Consider the following 26,397-nt stretch of genomic DNA (forward strand, 5'->3'; position numbering starts at 1 on the left):
GCGAGGGGCTTTTTTGTATGATGGCCGACCCGTGCGCATCGGGCGCCGATTGAGGTTGAGCATGCAGGCCGTAGAAGTTAAGAGCTTCCTTGAAGAGAAATTGCCGGGATCCCGGGTCGAAGTTGAAGGCGAAGGCTGCAACTTCCAGTTGAACGTGATCAGCGACGAGTTGGCTGGCCTGAGCCCGGTCAAACGTCAGCAGGCGATCTATGCTCACCTGAATCCGTGGATCGCCAATGGCAGCATCCATGCGGTAACCATGAAATTTTTCAGCAGCGCAGCCTGGGCTGAGCGCACCTGAGCCAACTTGGCGGCGAGACACCAATGGACAAACTGATTATTACTGGCGGCGCTCGTCTCGACGGCGAGATCCGCATTTCCGGCGCGAAGAACGCGGCCCTGCCGATCCTGGCGGCGACCCTGCTGGCCGATGGCCCGGTCACCGTGGGCAACCTGCCGCACTTGCACGACATCACCACCATGATCGAGCTGTTCGGGCGCATGGGCATCGAGCCTGTGATCGACGAAAAGCTGGCGGTGGAAATCGACCCGCGCACCATCAAGACCCTGGTAGCCCCCTACGAGCTGGTCAAGACCATGCGCGCCTCGATCCTGGTGCTCGGGCCCATGGTCGCGCGCTTCGGTGAAGCCGAAGTGGCCCTGCCTGGTGGCTGCGCCATCGGTTCGCGCCCGGTCGACCTGCACATCCGCGGCCTTGAAGCCATGGGTGCGAAGATCGAAGTCGAAGGCGGCTATATCAAGGCCAAGGCGCCTGAAGGCGGCCTGCGCGGCGCGCACTTCTTCTTCGACACCGTCAGCGTGACCGGTACCGAGAACATCATGATGGCCGCTGCCCTGGCCAAAGGCCGCAGCGTGCTGCAAAACGCAGCGCGCGAGCCTGAAGTGGTCGACCTGGCCAACTTCATCAACGCCATGGGCGGCAAGGTCCAGGGCGCCGGTACCGACACCATCACCATCGATGGCGTCGAGCGCCTGGACAGCGCCCACTACCGCGTCATGCCCGACCGCATCGAGACCGGCACCTACCTGGTCGCCGCTGCCGTGACCGGCGGTCGCGTCAAGGTCAAGGACACCGACCCGACCATCCTTGAAGCCGTGCTGGAAAAGCTCAAGGAAGCGGGCGCCGACCTCACCACCGGTGAGGACTGGATCGAGCTGGACATGCACGGCAAGCGGCCGAAAGCCGTCAACCTGCGCACCGCCCCGTACCCGGCGTTCCCGACCGACATGCAGGCGCAGTTCATCTCGCTGAACGCCATCGCCGAAGGCACTGGCGCGGTCATCGAGACGATCTTCGAAAACCGCTTCATGCACGTGTACGAAATGCACCGCATGGGCGCGCAGATCCAGGTCGAAGGCAACACCGCGATCGTCACCGGCGTGCCGGCACTCAAGGGTGCTCCGGTCATGGCCACAGACCTGCGTGCATCCGCCAGCCTGGTACTGTCGGCGCTGGTCGCCGAAGGCGATACCCTGATCGACCGCATCTACCACATCGACCGTGGTTACGAGTGCATCGAAGAAAAACTGCAGATGCTCGGCGCGAAAATCCGCCGCGTACCGGGCTAGTCGCCCGCTGGCACAAGGACGTGCCATTCGAATTGAATGCGGTCGGGCTGTAGCAGCCCGGCCGGCAGTAGCCGCTTAAGGACCGACGTTCCAATGTTGACCATCGCGCTTTCCAAAGGCCGTATCCTCGACGATACCCTGCCGTTGCTGGCCGAGGCCGGTATCGTGCCGACCGAGAATCCGGACAAGAGCCGCAAGCTGATCATCCCCACCACGCAGGACGACGTGCGCCTGCTGATCGTGCGTGCCACCGACGTGCCGACCTATGTCGAGCATGGCGCCGCCGACCTCGGTGTGGCCGGCAAGGACGTGCTGATGGAGTACGGCGGCCAGGGCCTGTATGAGCCGCTGGACCTGCAGATCGCCAAGTGCAAGCTGATGACCGCGGGTGTCACTGGCGCGCCTGAGCCCAAGGGCCGCCTGCGTGTCGCCACCAAGTTCGTCAATGTGGCCAAGCGTTACTACGCCGAGCAAGGTCGCCAGGTCGACATCATCAAGCTGTACGGCTCGATGGAACTGGCCCCGCTGATCAACCTCGCCGACAAGATCATCGACGTGGTCGACACCGGCAACACCCTGCGCGCCAACGGCCTGGAACCCCAGGAACTGATCGCCACGATCAGCTCGCGCCTGGTCGTCAACAAAGCCTCCATGAAGATGCAGCACGCGCGCATCCAGAGCCTGATCGACACGCTGCGCAAAGCGGTCGAATCGCGACACCGCGGCTGAGTCCTGCGCGCGACCTCCGCTGTCGCGCCCGTCTATCCGCGTCATAGCCACTTTTCTCGGGTGCCCGCGCGGATGGACTGGTAGCCTAGGGCGCCTGAGCATTCGCTAATAATCGAGGCCCTCGCCATGACCGTGTCCACTGCAATTGCCCGTCTCAACGCTGCTGATCCGGATTTCGCCCGACATCTGGATCATCTGCTGAGCTGGGAAAGCGTGTCCGATGACGCGGTCAACCAGCGCGTGCTCGACATCATCAAGGCCGTGCGCGAGCGTGGCGATGCTGCGCTGGTGGAATTCACCCAGCGCTTCGACGGTGTTGACGCCAAAAGCATCGATGACCTGATCCTCGGGCGCGAGCGTCTGGAACTGGCCCTGACTCGCATCACTGACGCCCAGCGTGAAGCCCTGGAGAAGGCCGCCAACCGTGTTCGCCTGTACCACGAGCGGCAGAAGCAGGACTCCTGGCAGTACACCGAAGCCGACGGCACCGTGCTCGGCCAGAAAGTCACCCCGCTGGACCGTGCCGGCTTGTACGTGCCGGGCGGCAAGGCGTCGTACCCGTCGTCGGTGCTGATGAACGCCATTCCGGCCAAGGTCGCCGGCGTCGCCGAAGTGGTGATGGTGGTGCCGACCCCGCGTGGTGAGGTCAACGAACTGGTGCTGGCCGCTGCCTGCATTGCCGGTGTCGACCGGGTGTTCACCGTCGGTGGTGCCCAGGCCGTGGCCGCCCTGGCCTATGGCACCGAAAGCGTGCCTCAGGTAGACAAGATCGTCGGCCCCGGCAACATCTACGTGGCGACCGCCAAGCGCCACGTGTTCGGCCAGGTCGGTATCGACATGATCGCTGGGCCGTCGGAAATCCTCGTGGTCTGCGATGGCCAGACCGACCCGGACTGGATCGCCATGGACCTGTTCTCCCAGGCCGAGCACGACGAAGATGCCCAGGCCATCCTGGTCAGCCCGGATGCCGCCTTCCTTGACCGTGTGGCCGCCAGCATCGACAAGCTGCTGCCGACCATGGAACGTGCCGAGATCATCGAGAAGTCGATCAACGGCCGTGGTGCGCTGATCCAGGTGCGCGACATGCAGCAGGCCGTCGAAGTGGCCAACCGCATTGCCCCCGAGCACCTCGAACTGTCGGTCGCCGACCCGCAGGCCTGGCTGCCGCAGATTCGCCACGCCGGTGCGATCTTCATGGGCCGCCACACCAGCGAAGCGCTGGGCGACTACTGCGCCGGCCCCAACCACGTGCTGCCGACCTCTGGTACCGCGCGCTTCTCTTCGCCACTGGGGGTGTATGACTTCCAGAAGCGCTCGTCGATCATCTTCTGCTCCGAACAGGGCGCATCCGAACTCGGCCACACCGCCTCGGTCCTGGCCCGTGGCGAGTCGCTGACCGCCCACGCTCGCAGTGCTGAATACCGTATCCTGACCCAAGACAAGGGGAACTGAGCATGAGTCGATTCTGGAGCCCCTTCGTCAAGGCCCTGGTGCCTTACGTGCCGGGCGAGCAGCCCAAGCTGGCCCGCCTGGTCAAGCTGAACACCAACGAGAACCCGTATGGCCCGTCGCCCAAGGCGCTGGAAGCCATGCGCACTGAGCTGAACGACAACCTGCGCCTGTACCCGGACCCGAACAGTGACCGGCTCAAGCAGGCGGTGGCCGAGTATTACGGCGTCACCCCGGCCCAGGTATTCGTCGGCAACGGCTCGGACGAGGTGCTGGCGCACATCTTCCACGGCCTGTTCCAGCACGCTCGCGGCCCGCTGCTGTTCCCGGATGTCAGCTACAGCTTCTATCCGGTCTACTGCGGCCTGTACGGCATTCCATTCGAGCAGGTGGCGCTGGACGAGCAGTTCCAGATCCGCATCGCCGACTACGCCAAGGCCAACGCCGGGATCATCTTCCCCAACCCCAACGCGCCAACCGGCTGCCTGCTGCCGCTGCAAGCGATCGAGCAGTTGCTGCAGGCCAACCGTGACTCGGTGGTGGTGGTGGATGAGGCCTACATCGACTTTGGTGGCGAGACGGCTATCAGCCTGGTGGACCGCTACGACAACCTGCTGGTGACCCAGACCTTGTCGAAATCGCGCTCGCTGGCCGGGCTGCGGGTCGGCCTGGCCGTCGGCCACCCGGACCTGATCGAAGCACTGGAGCGGATCAAGAACAGCTTCAACTCCTACCCGCTGGACCGCATGGCCATCGTGGGTGCAGCGGCGGCGTTCGAAGATCAGGCCTATTTCGAGGAAACCTGCCGCAAGGTGATCGACAGCCGTGAAGCGCTGGTCGAGCAGTTGGTTGCAAAAGGCTTCGACGTGCTGCCATCGGCGGCCAACTTCATCTTCGCGCGCCACCCGCAGCAGGATGCCGCGCAACTGGCGGCGCGCCTGCGTGAGCAAGGGGTGATCGTGCGTCACTTCAAGCAGGAGCGGATTGCGCAGTTCCTGCGTATCACCATTGGCACGCCGGAGATGAACCAGGCGTTGATCGATGCGCTGAACTGAGCCCGGCGTGCTGCAGGGGCGGGTAAGCTCGCCCCTGCAGGCCGTGTCGCGCACATCAGTAGCTGCTTTCTTCGAGGACGAACGGTTTGCTCACAGGCCGGGTGCGCACCGCTATCGGTGTGTCATCCAGTTCGAGCACATAGTCGTTGGCCTGGCGCATGCCCTGCGGATCGGTCCATTGCTGCAGGTAGGCTGGCACGTTCGCGGCGAGCTGGCCATTGCGGTGAATGATCACAGTGCCTTGCGAGTCGCTGTTCCACAGCAACTTGGCGTCGCCTTCAATGGCCCGTGCCTTGCGCACTCCCGTAACGCCCAGCAGTGGCGTGCCATCGAGCCGCCATTCCGGTAGCAGGTCGAGCCCCATGTGCCTGAGCACGGTCGGGGCCACCGACGTCTGCGCCGCGTAGCCATACAAGTTGTTGGGCCCCGGGTTGTCCTCTGGAATGCTCGGTTGGTTCAACTCTTCGTTCAAGGGCTTGTTGCTGGCAATGAAGACCGTCTTCTCCTGTTCGGTCACGCCACCATGGCCTGAGCCCCAATAATCACGTCCGTGGTCGGTGCAGACGATTACCAGCCAGTCCTCCTGCGGGTTCTTGTGGGCACGCGCCTCGACTTTGTCCAGCAGGCGCCCCAGCCTGTCGTCAGCTTCGCGCAAGGCGAACTGGTAAGCCGGGCCGAAACCGCTGGCATGGCCTGCTTCGTCGGGTTCGTCGAGCTGGATGAAGGTGAAGTCGGCAGGTGTGTTTTCGAGGATCTCCAGGGTTCGCACGGTGACTTGCTCATCGCTCAGGCCGCTTTCGCGCACATTGTTGCCTTGAGCATCCTCCAGCAGGAAGGCCGTGTTGATCGGCGACCAGTTGACGATGCTGGAGAGGTAGGCGTTCGGCAGGGCTTCACGCAGCCGTTTGAACAAGCTGGGGAACTCGGGGGCGACCCGCAACGACTCGGCATTGGAAATGACCCCATGCTTGTTGGCCCATACGCCAGTGAGCAAGGTCATCCAGCCCGGCCCACTGATAGTCGCCTGTTCGCTGGCGCGGCCGCTGATGCCTCCGGCATAGGCTTTGCCATGGAACAGGCGCTTCTGCAGGTTGGTATCGCCGCCCAGTTGTTCATAGTGTTGCAATTGCACGCCGTCCATTCCGATGATCAGCGTCTTGGGTTGCATTGGCGGCTGTCGGGCGTCGCACCCTTTGAAAAGCAGGACGAGCAGCAGGCCGGCTGCAATCAGGGCAAACGACCGCAATACTTTGGACATGGACATGAATTGGAGCCTTGATGGAGTCGTGCCAAGCGTTGCAACAGGACACTCGGATGGCAACTGATAGAAATGTCAGTTGAATTGATGCCCGGAAGCTGTTCCATTAAGCTTTGCAAATTCATCGGATGATTGGTTGAGTGAAATGAGCAGCGAATTGACCAAGCGCTCCCTGGTCGAACTTGCGGTCGAACGCATGCGTGAGCGCATCCTGCAAGGCGACTGGCAAGTCGGCCAGCGCCTGCCGACCGAGCCTGAGCTGGCGCTGGAGTTGGGCATCAGCCGCAATACCGTGCGTGAAGCCATGCGCGTGCTGGCATTCAGCGGCCTGGTGGAGATTCGCCAGGGTGACGGCAGTTACCTGCGCACCTGCCAGGACCCGCTGCAGGCTGTGCAGGCGCTATCGCGCTGCACCCTGGAGCAGGCCCGCGAGACACGGCACATCCTCGAATCCGAGGCGATCGGCCTTGCGGCGTTTCGCCGTACCGACGAGGACCTGCAAGGCCTGCGTGCAGCCCTGACGGGCAGTGCCGAGCACTTTCACGGTGATGTCGATGCCTATGTCCGCTGCGACCTGGTGTTTCACCAGCGCCTGATCGACGCTGCGCACAACCCGGCGCTGAGTGAGCTGTACCGCTACTTTTCCGGCGTGGTGGCCGCAGCGCTGCAACACAACATGGCGACCGTGCCGCGCAGCCAGGCGACCTTTGACCTGCACGGGCAGATCCTCGACGCCATCGAACAACGCGATCCGGAACGGGCCAAGGCCCTGAGCCGGACCCTCATCGAATCCTGAAGACGAGAAGGCCATGGCTGAACCAATGACCCGAGACGCGCCTGCCCGCGAGCGAGAGCTGGAAGAATTGCTGATTGATGCCGAAGCCGACGATGCCCAGGTGCGGCAACAACCACCGGCCCTGCAACGGCCCTGGCTGTTGCTGCTGGGCCTGGTGCTGGTGGCATTGAACCTGCGCCCGGCGTTGTCGAGCATGGCGCCGGTGCTTGGGCAGGTCTCTGCAGGGCTGGGCCTGAATGCCTCCGAGGCCGGCCTGCTGACCACCTTGCCGGTGCTCTGCCTTGGGCTGTTCGCATCGCTGGCACCGGTCCTTGCGCGCCGATTCGGCAGTGAGCGGGTGATCCTGGGCATTCTGCTCACCCTCGCGCTGGGGATCGTGGTGCGCAGCGCCTTGGGGGCTGTCGGCGTGTTCATCGGCAGCGTCATGGCTGGGGCCAGCATCGGCATCATCGGCGTGCTGCTGCCCGGTATCGTCAAGCGCGATTTCCCGCAGCATGCGGGCACCTTGACCGGGGTCTACACCATGGCCCTGTGCCTAGGGGCGGCCATGGCGGCGGGGGCTACCGTGCCGCTGACCCAGCATTTCGATGACAACTGGGCTCTGGGCCTGGGCTTCTGGATGCTACCGGCGCTATTGGCCATGCTCGTCTGGTTACCGCAGGCGCGTCAGGGGCACGGCCTGCACAAGGCCGCCTACCGGGTGCGCGGGTTGTGGCGTGACCGGTTGGCATGGCAGGTCACGTTGTACATGGGGCTGCAGTCGTCGCTGGCGTACATCGTCTTTGGCTGGTTGCCATCGATCCTCATCGGCCGTGGCCTGAGCCCGACCGAAGCCGGCCTGGTGCTGTCAGGCTCGGTCATCGTGCAACTGATCAGCTCGCTGGGAGCCCCTTGGCTTGCGACCCGCGGCAAGGACCAGCGGCTGGCCATCGTGATCGTGATGCTGGTGACCTTGGCGGGGCTGTTCGGTTGCCTGTATGCCCCCATCGGCGGGCTGTGGGGCTGGGCGGTACTGCTGGGGCTGGGGCAGGGCGGTACATTCGCCTTGGCCCTGACGTTGATCGTGCTGCGCTCGAAGGATGCCCATGTGGCGGCGAACCTGTCGAGCATGGCGCAGGGCGTGGGTTATACATTGGCGTCCATGGGCCCGTTCGCGGTCGGCCTGGTGCATGACCTGACCGGGGGCTGGGCGGCGGTAGGCTGGATCTTCGCGGTGCTGGGTGTCGGCGCGATCGTGTTCGGGCTTGGCGCCGGGCGGGCTTTGCATGTGCAGGTGACCAGCGAAAAACTCTGAGGCCTGTGCTGGCATATGCCGGCGGGGCAGATTATCGTGCAGCTTCCCACTCCCAGGACGGATCTGCTTCCATGACCGACGCCAACCGCGACCTGATCACGCGCTTCTACCAAGCTTTCCAGCGCCTGGATGCCGAGGCCATGGTGGCCTGCTACAGCGACGATATCGTTTTCAGCGACCCGGTGTTCGGCACCCTGCGCGGCCGCGACGTGGGTGACATGTGGCGCATGCTGACCACCCGCGCCAAGGATTTCTCGCTGACCTTCGACCAAGTCCGTGCCGATCCGCGCAGCGGCTGCGCGCACTGGGTTGCAACCTACCTGTTCAGCCAGACCGGCCGGACCGTGGTCAACGATATCCAGGCGCGATTCGTCATCCGTGACAACCTGATCTGCCAGCATGACGACAGCTTCGACCTGTGGCGCTGGTCGCGTCAGGCGCTGGGCACGCCAGGTTTGTTGCTGGGGTGGTCGCCGATGCTGCAGAACAAGGTGCGCCAGCAGGCTTTCAAAGGGCTGCGAGCGTTCCAGCAAGCGCATTGAGCGGTTAAGCTGTCGGCCATGAGCATCGTCAACGAAGTCGCCGAAACCCCGCTGTGCAAACCGTGGTACGTGTACCTGGTACGGGCTGCCAATGGCTCGCTGTACTGCGGTATCAGCGATGACCCGCAGCGGCGTTTCACTGCCCATCAGAAGGGGCAGGGCGCCCGTTATTTCAAGACCAGCCCGGCACAGGCGCTGGTCTATGTCGAGCAGTGGCCGGACAAGGGCGAGGCGCTGCGCCAGGAGCGCCTGGTGAAAAAGTTGCGCAAGTCGGCCAAGGAGGCGCTGGTCGCCTCCTATGTGGCCGTCTGATCAGTCCTTGCGGCGCTTGAGCTGATCCACCAGCGTGGTCGGCAAGCCTTTGATGATCAGGGTGCCCGCGGCCTCGTCATACTCCACCTTGTCACCCAGCAGGTGCGCTTCGAAGCTGATCGACAAACCTTCGGCGCGCCCGGTGAAGCGGCGGAACTGGTTGAGGGTGCGTTTGTCTGCGGGGATTTCTGGCGACAGGCCGTAGTCCTTGTTGCGGATATGGTCGTAGAACGCCTTCGGGCGGTCCTCGTCGATCAGGCTCGACAGTTCTTCCAGGGTCACCGGTTCACCCAGCTTGGTCTGGGTGGTGGCGTACTCGACCAGGGTCTGGGTCTTCTCGCGTGCTGCCTCTTCCGGCAGGTCCTCGCTTTCGACGAAGTCGCTGAAGGCCTTGAGCAGGGTGCGCGTCTCGCCCGGGCCGTCGACGCCTTCCTGGCAGCCGATGAAGTCACGGAAGTAGTCCGAGACCTTCTTGCCGTTCTTGCCCTTGATGAACGAGATGTACTGCTTGGAGTTCTGGTTGTTCTTCCACTCCGAGAGGTTGATGCGCGCCGCCAGGTGCAACTGGCCGAGGTCGAGGTGGCGCGATGGCGTCACGTCCAGCTCGGCGTTCACCGCCACGCCTTCGCTGTGGTGCAGCAGGGCGATGGCCAGGTAGTCGGTCATGCCTTGCTGGTAGTGGGCGAAGAGGATGTGGCCGCCGGTGGAGAGGTTGGACTCTTCCATCAGCTTCTGCAGGTGCTCGACCGCTACCCGGCTGAAGGCGGCGAAGTCTTTCTCGTCTTCCAGGTACTGCTTCAGCCAGCCACTCAGTGGGTAGGCACCGGATTCGCCGTGGAAGAAGCCCCAGGCCTTGCCTTGCTTGGCGTTGTAGCTGTCGTTGAGGTCGGCCAGCAGGTTTTCGATGGCGTCGGAGGCGCCCAGCTCGGTATCCCGTGCATGCAGCACGGCGGGGCTGCCATCGGGCTTCTTGTCGATCAGGTGAACGATGCAATGACGGATTGGCATGGAATTCTCGGTGAGTCTGGGGCGGCCACAGGCCGCGCTGCAAAAGTCGTCCAGTTTACCCCAGACAACAGGCGCCGCAGTGGCCGGATGTTGGCAGAAATGCCAGTTGTTCGTTTTTTGTTCAAATTTGTCGGTTTTCGGCTGAAACCCCCGAAAAACCTGCACTAAATCGAAGCGGGTAGCGGATATTTATCCATTCCTGTGGTAGCTTTGCGCGGTCTTGCGCCCCGTGTGTGGCGCATTGCTGGCAGCGTGCTCATGCCGTGTCGAACCAAACGCCGATTTGCGCATCTACATTCGCGATTGGCGCGGCCCTCCATCATCAGGGGCTGGCCCGATAACGTCGTAGAACGCTGCATAACCACTGATTTAGATAGGGAAGGAACACCACCATGGCATTGACCAAAGACCAACTGATTGCCGATATCGCTGAAGCCATCGACGCGCCAAAAACCACCGCTCGTAACGCACTGGAGCAACTGGGCCAGATCGTTGCCGACCAACTGGAAAACGGCGCTGAAATCACCCTGCCAGGCATCGGCAAGCTGAAAGTCTCCGAGCGTCCTGCCCGCACCGGCCGCAACCCTTCGACTGGCGCTGCCATCGAAATCGCTGCCAAGAAAGTCGTCAAGTTCGTTCCGGCCAAAGGCCTGACCGACGCTGTCAACAAGTAATCTGTTGACGCACTGACGAAACCGCGCCCGGCTTGCCCGGGCGCGGTTTTTTCATGCCTGCGATTTGCGCCGGGCGTTCCAGGCCTGGCGTGCGATGTCGTCGTGGAAGCTCCAGGCGACCATGCGGCTCTGCTTCTGGCCCTGGCCCATCTCGGCGATGCGCACCGCCTTGGCACCGGCCTTCTTCAGCGCCGCCTCGATGCCAGGCAGGTTGCTGGCCTTGGACACCAGGCTGGTGAACCACAGCACCTGTTGCGCGTACTGCACGCTCTCCTCGACCAGCTGGGTGACGAAGCGGATCTCGCCGCCCTCGCACCAAAGCTCATTGTTCTGCCCGCCGAAATTGAGCACCGGCAGCTTGCGCTTGGGGTCTTGCTTGCCGAGGTTCTTCCACTTGCGCTGGCTGCCACGGGTGGCTTCCTCGCGCGAGGCATGGAAGGGCGGGTTGCACAGGGTCAGATCGAAACGCTCATCCGCTTGCAGCAGGCCGCTGAGGATATGCTTGCGATTGGCTTGCTGACGCAGGCTGATGCCCTTGCTCAGGCCGTTGGCCTGGACGATCGCCTTGGCCGAGGCCAGCGCCACCGGGTCGATGTCCGAGCCGAGGAAGCGCCAACGGTAATCGCTATGGCCAAGCAGTGGGTAGATGCAGTTGGCGCCTACGCCGATATCCAGTGCACGGACCTGGGCGCCCTTGGGCACTTCGCTGGCATTGTCCTCGGCCAGCAGGTCGGCGGCCACGTGGATGTAGTCGGCGCGGCCGGGGATTGGCGGGCACAGGTAGTCGGCAGGGATGTCCCAGTGCTGGATGCCGTATTGCGCCTTGAGCAGGGCACGGTTGAACACGCGCACGGCTTCGGGGTTGGCGAAGTCGATGCTGGGTTTGCCGTGGGGGTTGGTGATGGTGAAGCGGGCCAGATCAGGGTGGGCCTTGATCAGGCTGGGGAAGTCGTAACGACCCTGGTGGCGGTTGCGCAGGTGCAGGGTGGGTTTGTCGGTCATGATCGGATCCGGTGTTGCAGGCCGTGGGGCTGCTTTGCAGCCCATTCGCGACACAAGGCCGCTCCTACAGGATAGCGGCGCCTCTCAAACCGGCGCCGTCCCTGTAGGAGCGGCCTTGTGTCGCGAAAGGGCCGCAACGCGGCCCCAGCGGTCTATCAGGTTGTTACAGCGCTGCAATCCGCGCGTGCTGCTCGGTGAAGTTGGCCAGGGCCTGCTCGGACTCGGCCAGCTTGGCGCGTTCCTTCTCGATCACCGCAGGCGGTGCCTTGTCGACGAAGGCGGCGTTGGACAGCTTGCCACCCACGCGCTGGACTTCACCCTGCAGGCGCTGGATTTCCTTGCTCAGGCGCGCCAGTTCGGCGTCCTTGTCGATCAGGCCGGCCATTGGCACCAGCACTTGCAAGTCGCCTACCAGGGCGGTGGCCGACAGCGGTGCTTCGTCGGCATCGCCAAGCACGGTGAACGACTCGACCTTGGCCAGCTTCTTCAGCAGGGCTTCGTTTTCCTGCAGGCGACGCTGGTCGTCGGCGTTGGCGTTCTTCAGGAACAGCGGCAGCGGCTTGCCCGGGCCGATGTTCATCTCGGCGCGGATGTTGCGCAGGCCGACCATCAGCTCTTTCAGCCACTCGATATCACCTTCGGCGGCGGCATCGATGCGGCTTTCATTGGCCACCGGCCACGGCTGCAGCATGATGGTCTTGCCTTCGATGCCGGCCAGCGGCGCGATGCGCTGCCAGATTTCTTCGGTGATGAACGGCATGAACGGGTGCGCCAGGCGCAGCGCCACTTCCAGCACGCGCACCAGGGTGCGACGGGTGCCGCGGGCGCGCTCGACCGGAGCGTTCTCGTCCCACAGCACCGGCTTGGACAGCTCCAGGTACCAGTCGCAGTACTGGTTCCAGATGAACTCGTACAGCGCCTGGCTGGCCAGGTCGAAGCGGAACTGCTCGAGCTGGCGGGTCACTTCGGCTTCGGTGCGCTGCAGTTGCGAGATGATCCAGCGGTCGGCCAGCGACAGTTCGTAGGCTTCGCCGTTCTGGCCGCAGTCCTCGCCCTTGTCCAGCACATAGCGGGCGGCGTTCCAGATCTTGTTGCAGAAGTTGCGGTAGCCTTCGACGCGGCCCATGTCGAACTTGATGTCGCGGCCGGTGGACGCCAGCGAGCAGAAGGTGAAGCGCAGGGCGTCGGTGCCGTAGCTGGCGATACCTTCCGGGAACTCGGCCTTGGTCTGCTTGGCGATCTTCTCGGCAAGCTTGGGCTGCATCATGCCGCTGGTGCGTTTTTCCAGCAGGGCGTCGAGGGTGATGCCGTCGACGATGTCCAGCGGGTCGAGCACGTTGCCCTTGGACTTGGACATCTTCTGGCCCTGGCCATCACGCACCAGGCCGTGCACGTACACGGTCTTGAACGGAACCTGCGGGGTGCCGTCTTCGTTCTTGATCAGGTGCATGGTCAGCATGATCATGCGCGCAACCCAGAAGAAGATGATGTCGAAGCCGGTCACCAGCACGTCGGTGGAGTGGAACTTCTTCAGGAATTCGGTCTGCTCCGGCCAGCCCAGGGTGGAGAAGGTCCACAGGCCCGAGCTGAACCAGGTGTCGAGCACGTCGTCGTCCTGGCGCAGGTTCACTTCGCTGCCGAGCTTGTGCTTGGCGCGGACTTCTTCTTCATTGCGGCCGACATAGACCTGGCCGGCCTCGTCGTACCAGGCCGGGATGCGGTGGCCCCACCACAACTGGCGGCTGATGCACCAGTCCTGGATGTCACGCATCCAGGAGAAGTACATGTTCTCGTACTGCTTGGGCACGAACTGGATGCGGCCATCTTCCACGGCTTCGATGGCAGGTTCTGCCAGCGGCTTGGTGGAGACGTACCACTGGTCGGTCAGCCATGGCTCGATGACAGTGCCCGAACGGTCGCCTTTCGGCACTTTCAGGGCGTGGTCGTCGATGCTCACCAGCAAGCCCTGGGCGTCCAGATCGGCAACGATCTGCTTGCGCGCGACGAAACGGTCGAGGCCGGCGTACTGGGCTGGCAGGGAGGTGTCGAATTGCTCGTTGACGCTGCCGTCGAGGTTGAAGGCCTGGGCGGCGGACAGCACCAGGGCGTTCTTGTCGAAGATGTTCAGCAACGGCAGGTTGTGGCGCTTGCCGACTTCGTAGTCGTTGAAGTCGTGCGCCGGGGTGATCTTCACGCAGCCGGTGCCGAATTCCGGGTCGCAGTAGTCGTCGGCGATGATCGGGATGCGGCGGCCGACCAGCGGCAGTTCGACGAACTTGCCGATCAGCGCCTGGTAGCGCTCGTCGGTCGGGTTGACGGCAACGGCGGCGTCACCCAGCAGGGTTTCCGGACGGGTGGTGGCGACCACCAGGTAGTCCTTGCCCTCGGCGGTCTTGGCGCCGTCGGCCAGCGGGTAGCGCAGGTTCCACAGGTGGCCCTTCTCGTCGTGGTTCTCCACTTCGAGGTCGGAAATGGCCGTGTGCAGCTTGGTATCCCAGTTGACCAGGCGCTTGCCGCGGTAGATCAGGCCGTCCTCGTGCAGGCGCACGAAGGCTTCCTTGACCGCCTCGGAGAGGCCGTCGTCCATGGTGAAGCGCTCGCGGCTCCAGTCGACCGACGAGCCCAGGCGGCGGATCTGGCGGCTGATGTTGCCACCCGATTGATCCTTCCACTCCCAGACCTTCTCCAGGAACTTCTCACGACCCAGGTCGTGACGGTTCTGGCCCTTGGCCTCGAGCTGGCGCTCGACCAGCATCTGCGTGGCGATACCGGCGTGGTCGGTACCTGGCTGCCACAGGGTGTCGCGGCCTTGCATGCGGCGGAAACGGATCAGGGCGTCCATGATCGCGTTGTTGAAGCCGTGGCCCATGTGCAGGCTGCCCGTCACGTTCGGTGGCGGGATCATGATGGTGTAGGACTCACCTGCACCTTGTGGAGCGAAATAGTTTTCGGACTCCCAGGTGTTGTACCAGGAAGTTTCGATGGCGTGCGGCTGGTAGGTCTTATCCATGCGCGGCGGGACCCTGTGCATTTATTCGGGAAAGCCGAAAAGTATAACGAAGGCACAGGGTTTAGGCGACAGGAGCGGACAGAAGACCGTGATTTCCTGTAGGAGCGGCCTTGTGTCGCGAAAAGGGCGCAAAGCGCCCTCAGGGTTTACTCGGAACGCTTGATCAACCGCTCGATCCGCGCATCCAGCCGGCGCTTGATCTCGTTCTCGATATGCGGGGTGAAGTCGTTGATCACGTCCTGCATGATCATTTGCGCCGCAGCGCGCAACTCGCTCTCCAGGTGCAGCAGGGTGTCCTGGCGGCGGGTCTGCGGATCATCCTCGGGCTCGGCTGCCGCGGGCTCGGCTTCAGGCGCAGGCGCCGCGTTACCGGCAGGCAGGTCGAGCAACAGGGGAATCTGCTCGACCGTTTCGGTCAGCAGCGGCGGCTGCAGGTCGGCATCGCCGAGCAGTTGGCGAATCGATTCCAGATCATCCAGCAGATGGGCGGAATCGGGTAGGGCGGAAGGCTTGTCCATCGTCGTTAAAGTCGCTGTAAGCGGTGGTCTTGCAGAGCATAGCCCTGTTCACGGTAGAAACGGAACCGCTCGCGGGCCGATTGGCGAATGCCGGACTCCTCGACAACGATCTCGGCAACCCGCTCGAACTGGCCGACGAACCCGGGTACACCGGCCCCCAGGTTGATCAGCAGGTCGCGGTGCTCGCCGGCATCGTCCCCCAGGCCCAGGGCCACTGAGGCCTGCGCGTGCACCTCAGCCAGGTCATGGGGCACGAAGGCCTCGCCCTTGAAGCGCCACAGGCGCTCATCCAGCTCGGCACGCTGCTCGGCGTCCTGGCAGTGCAGGTAGACCCGGTGGCCGAGGCGCCAGGCCTTCTCGCACAGCTTGCAGGCGAAGTCCAGCCGCGCCGACAGCGAGTCGGTGGGCAGGATATAGAAATCGACTTTGCTCATGGTGTGGTCTGCCAGCCGGCGGCGCCTGGGGCGCCGCCAGCATCACGGCATCAGGCGCCGGCGCGGTCCAGCAGGTACTGGGTCAGCAGTGGGACCGGGCGACCGGTAGCGCCCTTGTCCTTGCCGCCACTGATCCAGGCCGTGCCGGCGATGTCCATGTGCGCCCAGTTGTAAGCCTTGGCGAAGCGCGACAGGAAGCAGCCGGCGGTGATGGTGCCGGCCTTCGGCCCACCGATGTTGCCCATGTCGGCGAACGGGCTGTCCAGTTGCTCCTGGTATTCGTCGAACAGCGGCAGCTGCCAGGCACGGTCGTCGGCACGCTTGCCGGCATCGAGCAGTTGGCCGACCAGCTCGTCGTTGTTGCCCATCAGGCCCGAGGTGTGGCTGCCCAGGGCGACGATGCAGGCGCCGGTCAGGGTGGCGATGTCGATCACTGCCTGTGGCTTGAAGCGTTCGGCGTAGGTCAGGGTGTCGCACAGCACCAGGCGGCCTTCGGCGTCGGTGTTGAGGATTTCGACGGTCTGGCCACTCATGGTGGTGACGATGTCGCCCGGGCGGGTGGCGCCGCCGCTCGGCATGTTCTCGGCACAGGCCAGCAGGCACACCAGGTTGATCGGCAGTTGCAGCTCGAGGACCGCGCGCAGGGTGCCGAACACGCTGGCGGCGCCGCACATGTCGTACTTCATTTCATCCATGCCGGCGCCTGGCTTGAGGCTGATGCCGCCGGTGTCGAAGGTGATGCCCTTGCCCACCAGCACGAACGGCTTGTCGGCCTTCTTGCCGCCCTGGTAATTGAGCACGATCAGGCGTGGCGGCTGGTCGCTGCCCTGGCCCACGGCGTAGAACGCGCCCATGCCCAGGTCCTTGATCTTCTTCTCGTCCAGCACTTCGACCTTCAGGCCCTTGTGGGCCTTGCCCAGTTCCTTGGCTTGCTCGGCCAGGTAGCTTGGGTGGCACAGGTTGGGCGGCAGGTTGCCCAGGTCGCGGGTGAAGGCCATGCCGGAGGCGATGGCGCTGGCATGCTTGACGGCACGCTCGACCTCGGCCACGCCGGCCTTGTCGGCCAGCAGGGTGACCTTCTTCAGGGCGCGCGGTTCGGCCTTCTGGCTCTTGAAGCGGTCGAACACGTATTCAGCGTCGAGCAGGGTCTCGGCCAGCAGGCGGTATTTGCCGTAATGGGCGTCGCGGTTGCTGACCGCGATGTCGTCCAGCGCCAGCACGGCATCGCTGCCGCTCAGGCCTTTGAGCACACCGGCCACGCTGGCGACCAGCTTGCGCCAGGCGCGGTCACCGAGGGCTTCGTCCTTGCCGCTGCCGACCAACAGCACGCGCTCGGCCTTCAGGCCCGGCAGGCTTTGCAGCAACAGGGTCTGGCCAGGCTTGCCGGCCAGGTCGCCGCGTTTGAGCACCGCGCTGATGGCGCCTTCGCTGGCTTGGTCGATGGCCTTGGCAACGGTACCGAGCTTGCGCCCTTCACCGACCGGTACGACCAGAGTGGCGGTTTTTACGGATGCAGCGGCTACGCTTTTTACAACCAGTTCCATGTCAGGGTCCCCGAATGATCTATGCAGTTGGCGCTATGCGATTTCGCGCTCTGGACGGGCCTGGCCGCGTTGCCGCGTGCCAGTGGAAAAGCTGCCAGTTTGAGCCTCTGGCAAGCGTGATGACAAGCCCGATGTGGGCCTTCATGCGCGGCCAAGTGACAGGCGCGGCCAATCACAGGATAATGCGCGCACTTCATATGGAGGTTCGCCGTTGGCGAACCGGCTTTGGTCCTGGCTGTCACAGGCCAATGTTTGGCAGTCCGCCCCTGACAACCCAGGAGTGTCTGGTTTGATCGTCTTTCGTTATCTGTCCCGCGAGGTCCTGGTGACCTTGAGCGCCGTCAGCGCCGTGCTGCTGGTGATCATCATGAGCGGGCGCTTCATCAAGTACCTGGCCCAGGCGGCCCAAGGCATCCTCGACCCAGGGGTGCTGTTCCTGATCATGGGCTTTCGCATGCCAGGGTTCCTGCAGCTGATTCTGCCGCTGGGCCTGTTCCTCGGTATTCTCCTGGCATACGGCCGGCTGTACCTGGAAAGCGAAATGACCGTTCTGTCGGCGACCGGCATGAGCCAGCAGCGTCTGCTGGGCCTGACCATGGCGCCAGCGGCGCTGGTCGCCCTGCTGGTGGCCTGGCTGAGCCTGAGCCTGTCGCCACTGGGCGTTGCCCAGGTGCAGAAGATCGTCGCCCAGCAGGATGCCATGACCGAATTCGACACCTTGGTGCCGGGTCGCTTCCAGACCCTGCGCGACGGTTCACGGGTCACCTACACCGAGCAGCTGTCGGACGACCGCGTCAAGCTGGCCGGGGTGTTCATTTCCGAGAAGCGCTTCAACCAGGACAAGACCAAGGACCGTGCGCCTTCGGTGCTGGTCGCCGAAAGAGGCCATCAGGAAATACAGGCCGATGGCAATCGCTACCTGGTGCTGGAAAACGGCTACCGCTACGACGGTAACCCGGGCCAGGCCGATTACCGTGCCATCAAGTACGACACCTATGGTGTATTGCTGCCAAAGCCGGAAGTCGCCGAGGACGTGACCGATCGCGAAGCGATCCCGACCATGGAGCTGTTCGGCAAGACCGACCTGCGCGAGCGTGCCGAGCTGCAATGGCGCCTGTCGCTGCCGATTCTGGTATTCATCGTGACTTTGATGGCAGTGCCGCTGGCCAGGGTCAACCCGCGCCAGGGCCGTTTCCTCAAGCTGCTGCCGGCGATTCTTCTGTACATGGCTTACCTGACAATGCTGATTTCCGTACGCGGCGCCCTGGAGAAGGGCAAATTGCCGATTGGCCTGGGCATCTGGTGGGTGCATGGCCTGTTCCTGCTGATCGGCCTGGCCCTGATGTATTGGGAACCGCTGCGCCTGAAAATGGCTGCCCGTCGCGCGGAGGTGGCCCATGGCTAAGCTCGACCGCTACATCGGCATGAGCGTGCTGCTGGCCATTCTGGCCGTGCTGGGGATCATCCTTGGCCTGGCCTCGCTGTTCGCCTTCATCGACGAGATGGGTGAACTGAGCGACACCTACACCTTGCTGGACGCGGGCAATTTCGTCCTGCTGACGGCACCTCGGCGTCTGTACGAAATGCTGCCGATGGCGGCACTGATCGGCTGCCTGATCGGCCTCGGCAGCCTGGCCAGCAACAGTGAACTGACCATCATGCGCGCCGCTGGTGTCTCCATCGGCCGTATCGTCTGGGCGGTGATGAAGCCGATGCTGGTGCTGATGCTGGTCGGCCTGCTGATCGGTGAATATGTCGCCCCGGTGACCGAGAACAAGGCCCAGGCAGACCGCTCCCTGGCGCAAGGTGGGGGTGAGGCGCAAAGTTCCAGGCATGGCATGTGGCACCGCCAGGGCGAGGAATTCGTGCACATCAACTCGGTGCAGCCCAATGGCCTGCTACTGGGCGTGACGCGCTACCGCTTCGACAACGAGCGCAAGATCCAGACCTCAAGCTTTGCCCGTCGTGCCCAGTACATCGACGATCACTGGACGCTCAGCGATATCAGCACCACCTACTTCCACGGTGACCGCACCGAAGTGGTGAAGGCACCGACCGAACTCTGGGATGTATCGCTGACGCCGCAACTGCTCAATACCGTGATCATGGCCCCCGAGTCGTTGTCGATCACCGGGCTGTGGGACTACATCCACTACCTGTCCGAACAGGGCCTGAACAACGCCCGCTACTGGCTGGCGTTCTGGACCAAGGTGATGCAACCGATAGTGACCGCGGCACTGGTGCTGATGGCGATTTCCTTCATCTTCGGCCCGCTGCGTTCGGTTACCCTCGGCCAGCGCGTGTTCACCGGCGTGCTGGTGGGTTTCGCGTTCCGCATCGGCCAGGACCTGCTGGGCCCGTCGAGCCAGGTGTTCGGTTTCCCGCCGCTGCTGGCGGTGGTGATACCGGCAGGCATCTGTGCCTTGGCTGGCGTGTGGTTGTTGCGCCGGGCGGGTTGATGGCTTGAACAGTTGAAAAAACCGACCCAAGGGTCGGTTTTTTTGTGCCTACTTTTTCTGCTTCGGCACCCGCACCAGCTGGGTTTCCGAATAGATGTCGTGCCACCCGCGCTTGCGCTTGTCGATCAGTGACCAGAAGAACCCAAGGCCCAGGCACAGCCAGGAGGCAATCGACACCACGAAGCGCAGCAGTGCCTGCCACAGGCTGATCGCGCTGCCATCGGCGTTCTGTACGCGCACGCCCCACACCTGCATGCCCAGAGTCTGACCGCCATGGGTCCAGAACTTGGCAAAGAAGCCGAACAGGGCAAACAGCAGAACGGTCGAGAGCAGCGGGTCGCCATCCAGCGCGCCGGCCTCGGTCAGTTCACGCATGCGGGCTTCGCCGATGATCGCCATCTGGATCAGCTTATAGGCCCCGGCGGTGACGATCAGCAGCGCCGTGCACAGCAGGCAGTCGTAGAACATCGCCGCCAGGCGTCGGCCCAGGCCGACCGGTGGGAAATCACCCTGGGGGGAGAGCAGAGGCTTGGACATGCAGAACAGCTCCGAATGGCGAAGCCGCTATTCTACGGGCAAAAAAAAACCCCTGCACATGGCAGGGGCTTTTTAGGAGTCTGGCTTGTACTTAGACAGGCTGGACTTTGTCAGCCTGCATGCCTTTCTGGCCTTGGACTGCTTCGAAGGTGACCTTCTGGCCTTCTTTCAGGCTCTTGAAGCCGTTGCCTTCGATGGCACGGAAGTGCACGAACAGATCCGGACCGCTTTCTGGGGTGATGAAGCCGTAACCTTTTTCGTCATTGAACCACTTGACGGTACCGTTCTGACGCTCAGCCATTGTCTTATTTCCTATGAAGCTTGAATTTTGATGACAGTTTCTTTCACGTTATATATGAGTGAAAGATTACTGGGCTGGGTTGCAGGAAAGTAAGAGACGTCGAACGGGTTGTAGCAAATCTCGGCTACTGGCCCAGGTCACGAACTGTTGCGACCCATGCAAACACAGTGCAGTGACTCTACGCCAACTCCCGAGAAAAAAACAAGCCCTTGGTCGTATAGAAAATCGGCGTTTTGCCGATAACCGACAGATTTGTCGGAAACGGCATGGCGCCTGGCCTGGCGCCATGTTCAAAAGTTATTGGGCAGGTTCGAAATCGAATATGTAGGACCTGCCCGCACACCTCAGACGCTACCTTCAGCCACGGTAGTAACGCTGTGCAACGAAAGGCATTTTGCTGACTTTCAAGGCAACCTTCTTGCCGCGTACCACGGCAAACAGTGGCGTGTCGATTGCCGCATGTTCACTATCGATATAACCCATTGCTACGGGTGCGCCGAGTGTCGGGCCAAAGCCACCACTGCACACTTTTCCTACTGGTTTATCGTCAGCATCGACAATATCCGCGCCTTCACGAACTGGCGTACGTTCCTGCGGCAACAAGCCCACACGTTTGCGCGCCACGCCATCGCGCTGATGGGCAAAGATGGCATCGGCGCCCGGGAAGCCTGCGGCACGCGCGCCATCGGCACGGCGCACTTTGGAGATCGCCCACAACAGGCTGGCTTCGACCGGGGTGGTTTCGCTGTTCATGTCGTGGCCATACAGGCACAGGCCGGCTTCCAGGCGTAGCGAGTCGCGAGCACCCAGGCCGATAGGCTGCACCTCAGGCTCGGCCAGCAGGCGACGAGCCAGGGCTTCGGCAGCACCGACCGGCACCGAGATCTCGTAGCCGTCTTCGCCGGTATAACCCGAGCGGCTGACGAAGCAGTCTTCGCCCAGCAGTTTTACCGGGCGGAACTGCATGAAGGTCATGCCTGCCACTTCCGGCGCCAGGCGCTCAAGCACCTTGACCGCCGCCGGGCCCTGCAGGGCGAGCAGGGCCCGCTGTTCGAACAGTGGCAGTACTTCACAACGGTTGCCGATGTGCTTCTGCAGGTGAGCCAGGTCCTGGTCCTTGCACGCCGCGTTGACCACCAGGAACAGGGTGTCGTCACCCAGGTTGGCGACCATCAGGTCGTCGAGGATGCCGCCGTGCTCGTTGGTGAACATGGCATAGCGCTGCATCCCCACCGGCAGGTCGATGATGTCCACCGGTACCAGGGACTCCAGGGCCTTGGCTGCATCGGCGCCACGCAGGACGATCTGGCCCATGTGCGAGACGTCGAACAGGCCGGCTTGCTCGCGGCTATGCAGGTGTTCCTTGAGCACGCCCAGCGGGTACTGCACCGGCATGTCGAAGCCGGCGAACGGCACCATGCGCGCGCCCAGTTCCAGGTGCAGGGCGTGCAGCGGGGTCTTTTGCAGTGTTTCGGACATCGATGACTCCTTGGTTTTTTATCGGGTCAACATTCGATGATGTTGACGGCCAGACCGCCGCGGGCGGTCTCCTTGTATTTGCTTTTCATGTCGGCGCCGGTCTGGCGCATGGTGCGGATCACCTTGTCGAGCGACACGTAGTGCTGCCCGTCACCGCGCAGGGCCATGCGCACGGCATTGATGGCCTTCACCGAGCCCATGGCGTTGCGCTCGATGCAGGGCACCTGGACCAGGCCGCCAATCGGGTCGCAGGTCAGGCCGAGGTTATGTTCCATGCCGATTTCAGCGGCGTTCTCCACTTGTTGCGGGGTACCGCCCATCACTTCGCACAGGGCGCCTGCGGCCATCGAACAGGCCACGCCGACCTCGCCCTGGCAGCCGACTTCGGCTCCGGAAATCGAGGCGTTTTCCTTGTACAGGATGCCGATCGCGGCAGCGGTGAGCAGAAAACGCACCACGCCGTCCTCGCTGGCGCCAGGGACAAAGCGCATGTAGTAGTGCAGCACCGCAGGGACAATGCCCGCCGCGCCGTTGGTCGGTGCAGTGACCACGCGCCCGCCGTAGGCGTTTTCCTCGTTGACTGCCAGGGCGTAGAGGTTGACCCAGTCGAGTACCGACAGGGCATCGCGCAGGCTGGCTTCCGGATGGCGGCTGAGCTGGCGGTACAACGCCGGTGCGCGGCGCTTGACCTTGAGCCCGCCGGGCAGGATGCCCTCATGGCGGCAGCCGGCCTCGACGCAGTCCTGCATGACCTGCCAGATGCGCAGCAGCCCGGCGCGGGTTTCGGCCTCCGGGCGCCAGGCCGCTTCGTTTGCCAGCATCACCTGGCTGATCGACAGGTGCTGCGCGGTGCAGTGGCCGAGCAGTTCCTTGGCGGTCTTGAACGACAAGGCCAGCACGGTGCTGTCCTCGACGATGCGGTCCTGGCCGGCGGCGTCTTCGTCGACCACGAAACCGCCGCCCACCGAGTAGTACTCGCGGCTGCGGATTTGCAAGCCGGTGGCATCGAAGGCACGAAAGATCATGCCGTTGGGGTGATAGGCCAGGGGTTTGCGGATCATCGCCAGGTGCTGCTTCTCAACGAAGGCAATGGTCTGCTCACCCAGCAGGCTGAGCTGGCCGCTGCTGCGGATGGCCTGCAGGCGGGCGGGGATCGATTCGGTGTCGACGGTATCTGGGTGCTCGCCTTCCAGGCCGAGCAATACCGCCTTGTCGCTGCCGTGGCCTTTGCCGGTGGCGCCGAGCGAGCCGTACAGCTCGGCCTTGACGCAAACGGTGCTGGCCAGCAGGCCGTCGCGGCGCAGCCCTTCGGCGAAGCGTGCGGCGGCGCGCATCGGGCCGACCGTGTGGGAACTGGAGGGGCCGATGCCGATCTTGAACAGGTCGAAGACGCTCAGTGACATGGTGGTACCTCCTGAACACCTGGGGGCCGCTTTGCGGCCCTTTCGCGACACAAGGCCGCTCCTGCAGGGATCAATGCCGTCCGTGTAGGAGCGGCCTTGTGTCGCGAAAGGGCTGCGCAGCAGCCCCAGCTGTCTACAGCGCGCCTCAGGCGTCCTGATAGCTCTCGATCGACGGGCAGGCGCAGACCAGGTTGCGGTCGCCGAACACGTTGTCGACCCGGCCGACCGGCGGCCAGTACTTGCCTTCCACCAGGCTCGGCAGCGGGTACACCGCCTGCTCGCGGCTGTAGCCATGGGCCCATTCGCCAACCAGCTCGGCCGCGGTGTGCGGGGCGTTCTTCAGCGGGTTGTCGTCCTTGTCCAGGCTGCCGGTTTCCACCGCGCGAATTTCCTCGCGGATCTGGATCATCGCGTCGCAGAAGCGATCCAGTTCTTCCTTGGACTCGCTCTCGGTCGGTTCGATCATCAGCGTGCCGGCCACCGGGAACGACATGGTCGGCGCATGGAAACCGAAGTCGATCAGGCGCTTGGCCACGTCATCGACGCTGATGCCGCTGGTGTCCTTGAGCGGACGCAGGTCGAGGATGCACTCGTGGGCGACCAGGCCATTGCCACCGGTGTACAGGACAGGATAGTGCTCTTCCAGGCGGCGGGCGATGTAGTTGGCGTTGAGGATCGCCATCTGCGAAGCACGCTTGAGGCCGGCACCGCCCATCATGCGAATGTACATCCAGGTGATCGGCAGGATGCTGGCGCTGCCGAACGGCGCGGCGCACACCGCGCCCTCGGTGTTTTCCAGTTGCGCGTGGCCTGGCAGGAATGGCGCCAGGTGCGACTTGACGCCAATCGGGCCGACACCCGGGCCGCCACCGCCGTGGGGGATGCAGAAGGTCTTGTGCAGGTTCAGGTGCGACACGTCTCCACCGAACTTGCCTGGGGCGCAGAGGCCGACCATGGCGTTCATGTTGGCGCCGTCGATGTACACCTGGCCACCATTGTCGTGGATGATCGCGCAGATCTCGCCGATCGCTTCCTCGAACACGCCGTGGGTCGACGGGTAGGTGATCATGATCGCGGCCAGGCGCTCGCGGTGTTCGATGGCCTTGGCGCGCAGGTCCTCGACATCGACGTTGCCACGGGCGTCACAGGCGGTGACCACCACGCGCATGCCGGCCATGTGCGCGGTGGCCGGGTTGGTGCCGTGGGCCGAAGACGGGATCAGGCAGATGTCGCGGTGACCTTCGCCACGGCTGCGGTGGTAGGCACGGATGGCCAAGAGGCCTGCGTACTCACCCTGGGAGCCGGCGTTGGGCTGCAGCGACACGGCGTCGTAGCCGGTGGCGGCGCAGAGCATGGCTTCCAGCTCGGTGGTCATCTGCAGGTAGCCCTGGCTTTGCGCGGCCGGGGCGAACGGGTGCAGGTTGCCGAATTCGGCCCAGGTCACCGGGATCATTTCGCTGGCAGCGTTGAGCTTCATGGTGCACGAGCCCAGCGGGATCATGCTGCGGTCCAGCGCCAGGTCCTTGTCGGCCAGGCGGCGCAGGTAGCGCATCAGCTCGGTTTCGCTGTGGTAGCGGTTGAACACCGGGTGCTCGAGGATGGCCGACTGACGCAGCAGGGCGGCCGGCAGGCGCGAGCCGGTGCTGGCGGCCAGGGCGGCGAAGTCCGGCTGGGCCTGGTCGGCGCCGAACAGCTGCCAGAGGGCTTCGACGTCGGCCTGGGTGCTGGTCTCGTCGAGGGACAGGCCCAGGTGAGCGGCGTCGATCTGGCGCAGGTTGATGCGCTGGGCGCGGGCCTTGTCATGCAGGCTGGCGGTGGCGCTGCCGGTGGCCAGGGTCAGGGTATCGAAGGCGGTTTCGCCAACCACTTCGAGGCCCAGGGTTTTCAGGCCGGCAGCCAGAATCGCGGTCAGGGCGTGGGTGCGTTCGGCAATGCGCTTGAGGCCGGCCGGGCCGTGGTACACGGCGAACATGCTGGCGATGTTGGCCAGCAGCACCTGGGCGGTGCAGATGTTGCTGGTGGCCTTCTCGCGGCGGATGTGCTGTTCGCGGGTCTGCATGGCCAGGCGCAGGGCGGTCTTGCCGAAGCGGTCGATCGACACGCCGACCAGGCGGCCCGGCATGTCGCGCTTGAAGGCATCACGGGTGGCGAAGTAGGCCGCGTGCGGGCCACCGAAGCCCAGTGGCACGCCGAAGCGCTGGGCGCTGCCAATGGCCACGTCGGCGTCGAACTCGCCCGGCGGGGTCAGCAGGGTCAGGGCCAGCAGGTCGGCGGCAACGGCGACCAGGGCGTTGGCGGCGTGGAAACGCGCGACCACTTCGCGGTAGTCGAACACTTCACCATTGCTGGCCGGGTATTGCAGCAGGGCGCCGAAGAAGGCGCTGACATCGCCCAGCTCACGCTCGTCGCCGACCACGATCTCGATGCCCAGTGGCTCGGCACGGGTGCGCAGCACGTCGAGGGTCTGCGGGTGGCAGTGCACGGAGGCGAAGAAGGCGTGGCTGGCCTTGTTCTTCGACAGGCGCTTGCAGAAGGTCATGGCTTCGGCAGCGGCGGTGGCTTCGTCGAGCAAGGATGCGTTGGCGATCGGCAGGCCGGTGAGGTCGCTGATCAGGGTCTGGAAGTTCAGCAGCGCTTCCAGGCGGCCCTGGGAGATTTCTGGCTGGTATGGGGTGTAGGCGGTGTACCAGGCCGGGTTTTCCAGCAGGTTGCGCAGGATCGGTGCCGGCGTGTGGGTGTTGTAGTAGCCCTGGCCGATGTAGCTCTTGAACAGTTCGTTCTTGCCGGCGATGGCCTTCAGCGCGGCGAGGGCATCGGCCTCGCTCTGGCCGTCTTCCGCGCCGAGCACGCTGGTGCCCTTGATGCTGTCGGGGATGACGGCGGCGCTCATGGCTTCCAGCGAGTCGAAGCCCAGGGTGGCGAGCATGGCCTGCTCGTCAGCGGCGCGCGGGCCGATGTGACGGGCGATGAATTCGTTGGCGGTGCCGAGGTTGATGGTCATGG

The 26,397-nt window shown here is 63.8% G+C and carries 24 protein-coding genes; 12 read left to right on the forward strand and 12 right to left on the reverse strand.

What is annotated here, in order from left to right; translation table 11 throughout:
* The first annotated feature begins 61 nt into the window (after window positions 1–61).
* From ACIPZ8_RS07725 to hisC, 5 genes are all read left to right on the forward strand, one after another.
* Window positions 62–301 carry a BolA family protein gene (locus ACIPZ8_RS07725; protein WP_003255121.1) on the forward strand — a complete coding sequence of 80 codons (240 nt, stop codon included), beginning with the start codon at window positions 62–64 and terminating at the stop codon, window positions 299–301.
* Between the two features lie 23 nt (window positions 302–324).
* The gene (gene murA, locus ACIPZ8_RS07730) at window positions 325–1,590 is read left to right on the forward strand and encodes a UDP-N-acetylglucosamine 1-carboxyvinyltransferase (protein ID WP_313712238.1); all 1,266 of its coding nucleotides are present in this window, start codon (window positions 325–327) and stop codon (window positions 1,588–1,590) included.
* A 93-nt stretch (window positions 1,591–1,683) separates the two neighbouring features.
* A complete protein-coding gene (hisG, locus tag ACIPZ8_RS07735; RefSeq protein ID WP_400721127.1) occupies window positions 1,684–2,319 on the forward strand; it encodes an ATP phosphoribosyltransferase in 636 nt (211 codons plus the stop codon).
* A gap of 126 nt (window positions 2,320–2,445) precedes the next feature.
* The gene (hisD, locus tag ACIPZ8_RS07740; protein WP_400721130.1) at window positions 2,446–3,771 is read left to right on the forward strand and encodes a histidinol dehydrogenase; all 1,326 of its coding nucleotides are present in this window, start codon (window positions 2,446–2,448) and stop codon (window positions 3,769–3,771) included.
* Window positions 3,772–3,773: 2 nt separating this feature from the next.
* Window positions 3,774–4,823 carry a histidinol-phosphate transaminase gene (gene hisC / locus ACIPZ8_RS07745; protein ID WP_400721132.1) on the forward strand — a complete coding sequence of 350 codons (1,050 nt, stop codon included), beginning with the start codon at window positions 3,774–3,776 and terminating at the stop codon, window positions 4,821–4,823.
* Window positions 4,824–4,878: 55 nt separating this feature from the next.
* Here the strand turns inward: hisC and ACIPZ8_RS07750 are convergent, their stop codons facing one another.
* Entirely contained in the window at window positions 4,879–5,991 is a 1,113-nt protein-coding gene (locus ACIPZ8_RS07750; protein WP_400721135.1) for an alkaline phosphatase family protein, read from the reverse strand.
* A 235-nt stretch (window positions 5,992–6,226) separates the two neighbouring features.
* On the opposite strand from ACIPZ8_RS07750, the gene ACIPZ8_RS07755 reads away from it, so the two are divergent.
* The 4 genes from ACIPZ8_RS07755 to ACIPZ8_RS07770 all read left to right on the forward strand — a co-directional run bounded on the left by ACIPZ8_RS07755 (window position 6,227) and on the right by ACIPZ8_RS07770 (window position 9,025).
* Window positions 6,227–6,877: a FadR/GntR family transcriptional regulator gene (locus ACIPZ8_RS07755; RefSeq protein ID WP_400721138.1), complete on the forward strand. Its 651-nt coding sequence runs from the start codon at window positions 6,227–6,229 to the stop codon at window positions 6,875–6,877.
* A 13-nt stretch (window positions 6,878–6,890) separates the two neighbouring features.
* Window positions 6,891–8,171, forward strand: a complete 1,281-nt coding sequence (locus tag ACIPZ8_RS07760) for a CynX/NimT family MFS transporter (RefSeq protein WP_400721141.1) — start codon at window positions 6,891–6,893, stop codon at window positions 8,169–8,171.
* 71 nt (window positions 8,172–8,242) lie between these two features.
* On the forward strand, window positions 8,243–8,713 hold the full coding sequence (locus ACIPZ8_RS07765; RefSeq protein WP_400721144.1) for a nuclear transport factor 2 family protein: 471 nt from the start codon (window positions 8,243–8,245) through the stop codon (window positions 8,711–8,713).
* A gap of 18 nt (window positions 8,714–8,731) precedes the next feature.
* A complete protein-coding gene (locus ACIPZ8_RS07770; RefSeq protein WP_400721147.1) occupies window positions 8,732–9,025 on the forward strand; it encodes a GIY-YIG nuclease family protein in 294 nt (97 codons plus the stop codon).
* Here the strand turns inward: ACIPZ8_RS07770 and yejK are convergent, their stop codons facing one another.
* Window positions 9,026–10,033 carry a nucleoid-associated protein YejK gene (yejK, locus tag ACIPZ8_RS07775; RefSeq protein WP_060511262.1) on the reverse strand — a complete coding sequence of 336 codons (1,008 nt, stop codon included), beginning with the start codon at window positions 10,031–10,033 and terminating at the stop codon, window positions 9,026–9,028.
* 392 nt (window positions 10,034–10,425) lie between these two features.
* Between yejK and ACIPZ8_RS07780 the strand changes: the two genes are divergently transcribed.
* The gene (locus tag ACIPZ8_RS07780) at window positions 10,426–10,707 is read left to right on the forward strand and encodes an HU family DNA-binding protein (RefSeq protein ID WP_027920195.1); all 282 of its coding nucleotides are present in this window, start codon (window positions 10,426–10,428) and stop codon (window positions 10,705–10,707) included.
* Between the two features lie 51 nt (window positions 10,708–10,758).
* Here the strand turns inward: ACIPZ8_RS07780 and rlmF are convergent, their stop codons facing one another.
* From rlmF to ACIPZ8_RS07805, 5 genes are all read right to left on the reverse strand, one after another.
* On the reverse strand, window positions 10,759–11,709 hold the full coding sequence (gene rlmF, locus ACIPZ8_RS07785; RefSeq protein ID WP_400721151.1) for a 23S rRNA (adenine(1618)-N(6))-methyltransferase RlmF: 951 nt from the start codon (window positions 11,707–11,709) through the stop codon (window positions 10,759–10,761).
* Between the two features lie 163 nt (window positions 11,710–11,872).
* Window positions 11,873–14,719, reverse strand: a complete 2,847-nt coding sequence (locus tag ACIPZ8_RS07790; RefSeq protein ID WP_400721154.1) for a valine--tRNA ligase — start codon at window positions 14,717–14,719, stop codon at window positions 11,873–11,875.
* Window positions 14,720–14,865: 146 nt separating this feature from the next.
* The gene (locus ACIPZ8_RS07795) at window positions 14,866–15,237 is read right to left on the reverse strand and encodes a DNA polymerase III subunit chi (RefSeq protein ID WP_400721157.1); all 372 of its coding nucleotides are present in this window, start codon (window positions 15,235–15,237) and stop codon (window positions 14,866–14,868) included.
* Window positions 15,238–15,242: 5 nt separating this feature from the next.
* Window positions 15,243–15,671, reverse strand: coding sequence for a DNA polymerase III subunit chi (locus tag ACIPZ8_RS07800; RefSeq protein ID WP_400721160.1), 429 nt, complete (start codon window positions 15,669–15,671; stop codon window positions 15,243–15,245).
* Window positions 15,672–15,721: 50 nt separating this feature from the next.
* On the reverse strand, window positions 15,722–17,215 hold the full coding sequence (locus ACIPZ8_RS07805) for a leucyl aminopeptidase (protein ID WP_400721163.1): 1,494 nt from the start codon (window positions 17,213–17,215) through the stop codon (window positions 15,722–15,724).
* Between the two features lie 289 nt (window positions 17,216–17,504).
* Between ACIPZ8_RS07805 and lptF the strand changes: the two genes are divergently transcribed.
* Together lptF and lptG are read left to right on the forward strand one after the other, a co-directional pair.
* Complete coding sequence (lptF, locus tag ACIPZ8_RS07810; protein ID WP_400721164.1) at window positions 17,505–18,620, forward strand: LPS export ABC transporter permease LptF; 1,116 nt, start codon at window positions 17,505–17,507, stop codon at window positions 18,618–18,620.
* A complete protein-coding gene (gene lptG, locus ACIPZ8_RS07815) occupies window positions 18,613–19,674 on the forward strand; it encodes an LPS export ABC transporter permease LptG (protein ID WP_400721166.1) in 1,062 nt (353 codons plus the stop codon). The genes lptF and lptG overlap by 8 nt, the downstream gene beginning before the upstream one ends.
* 48 nt (window positions 19,675–19,722) lie before the next feature.
* Here the strand turns inward: lptG and ACIPZ8_RS07820 are convergent, their stop codons facing one another.
* The 5 genes from ACIPZ8_RS07820 to gcvP form a co-directional block, all read right to left on the reverse strand.
* Window positions 19,723–20,211: an RDD family protein gene (locus tag ACIPZ8_RS07820; protein WP_400721168.1), complete on the reverse strand. Its 489-nt coding sequence runs from the start codon at window positions 20,209–20,211 to the stop codon at window positions 19,723–19,725.
* 91 nt (window positions 20,212–20,302) lie between these two features.
* The gene (locus tag ACIPZ8_RS07825; RefSeq protein ID WP_016392187.1) at window positions 20,303–20,512 is read right to left on the reverse strand and encodes a cold-shock protein; all 210 of its coding nucleotides are present in this window, start codon (window positions 20,510–20,512) and stop codon (window positions 20,303–20,305) included.
* 357 nt (window positions 20,513–20,869) lie between these two features.
* Window positions 20,870–21,991, reverse strand: a complete 1,122-nt coding sequence (gcvT, locus tag ACIPZ8_RS07830) for a glycine cleavage system aminomethyltransferase GcvT (RefSeq protein ID WP_400721171.1) — start codon at window positions 21,989–21,991, stop codon at window positions 20,870–20,872.
* Between the two features lie 26 nt (window positions 21,992–22,017).
* Window positions 22,018–23,394, reverse strand: a complete 1,377-nt coding sequence (locus ACIPZ8_RS07835) for an L-serine ammonia-lyase (protein ID WP_400721173.1) — start codon at window positions 23,392–23,394, stop codon at window positions 22,018–22,020.
* 145 nt (window positions 23,395–23,539) lie between these two features.
* Window positions 23,540–26,395, reverse strand: coding sequence for an aminomethyl-transferring glycine dehydrogenase (gene gcvP / locus ACIPZ8_RS07840; RefSeq protein WP_400721176.1), 2,856 nt, complete (start codon window positions 26,393–26,395; stop codon window positions 23,540–23,542).
* Window positions 26,396–26,397 lie beyond the last annotated feature (2 nt).

Source organism: Pseudomonas sp. NPDC089422 (assembly GCF_044749405.1).
Taxonomy (GTDB): domain Bacteria; phylum Pseudomonadota; class Gammaproteobacteria; order Pseudomonadales; family Pseudomonadaceae; genus Aquipseudomonas.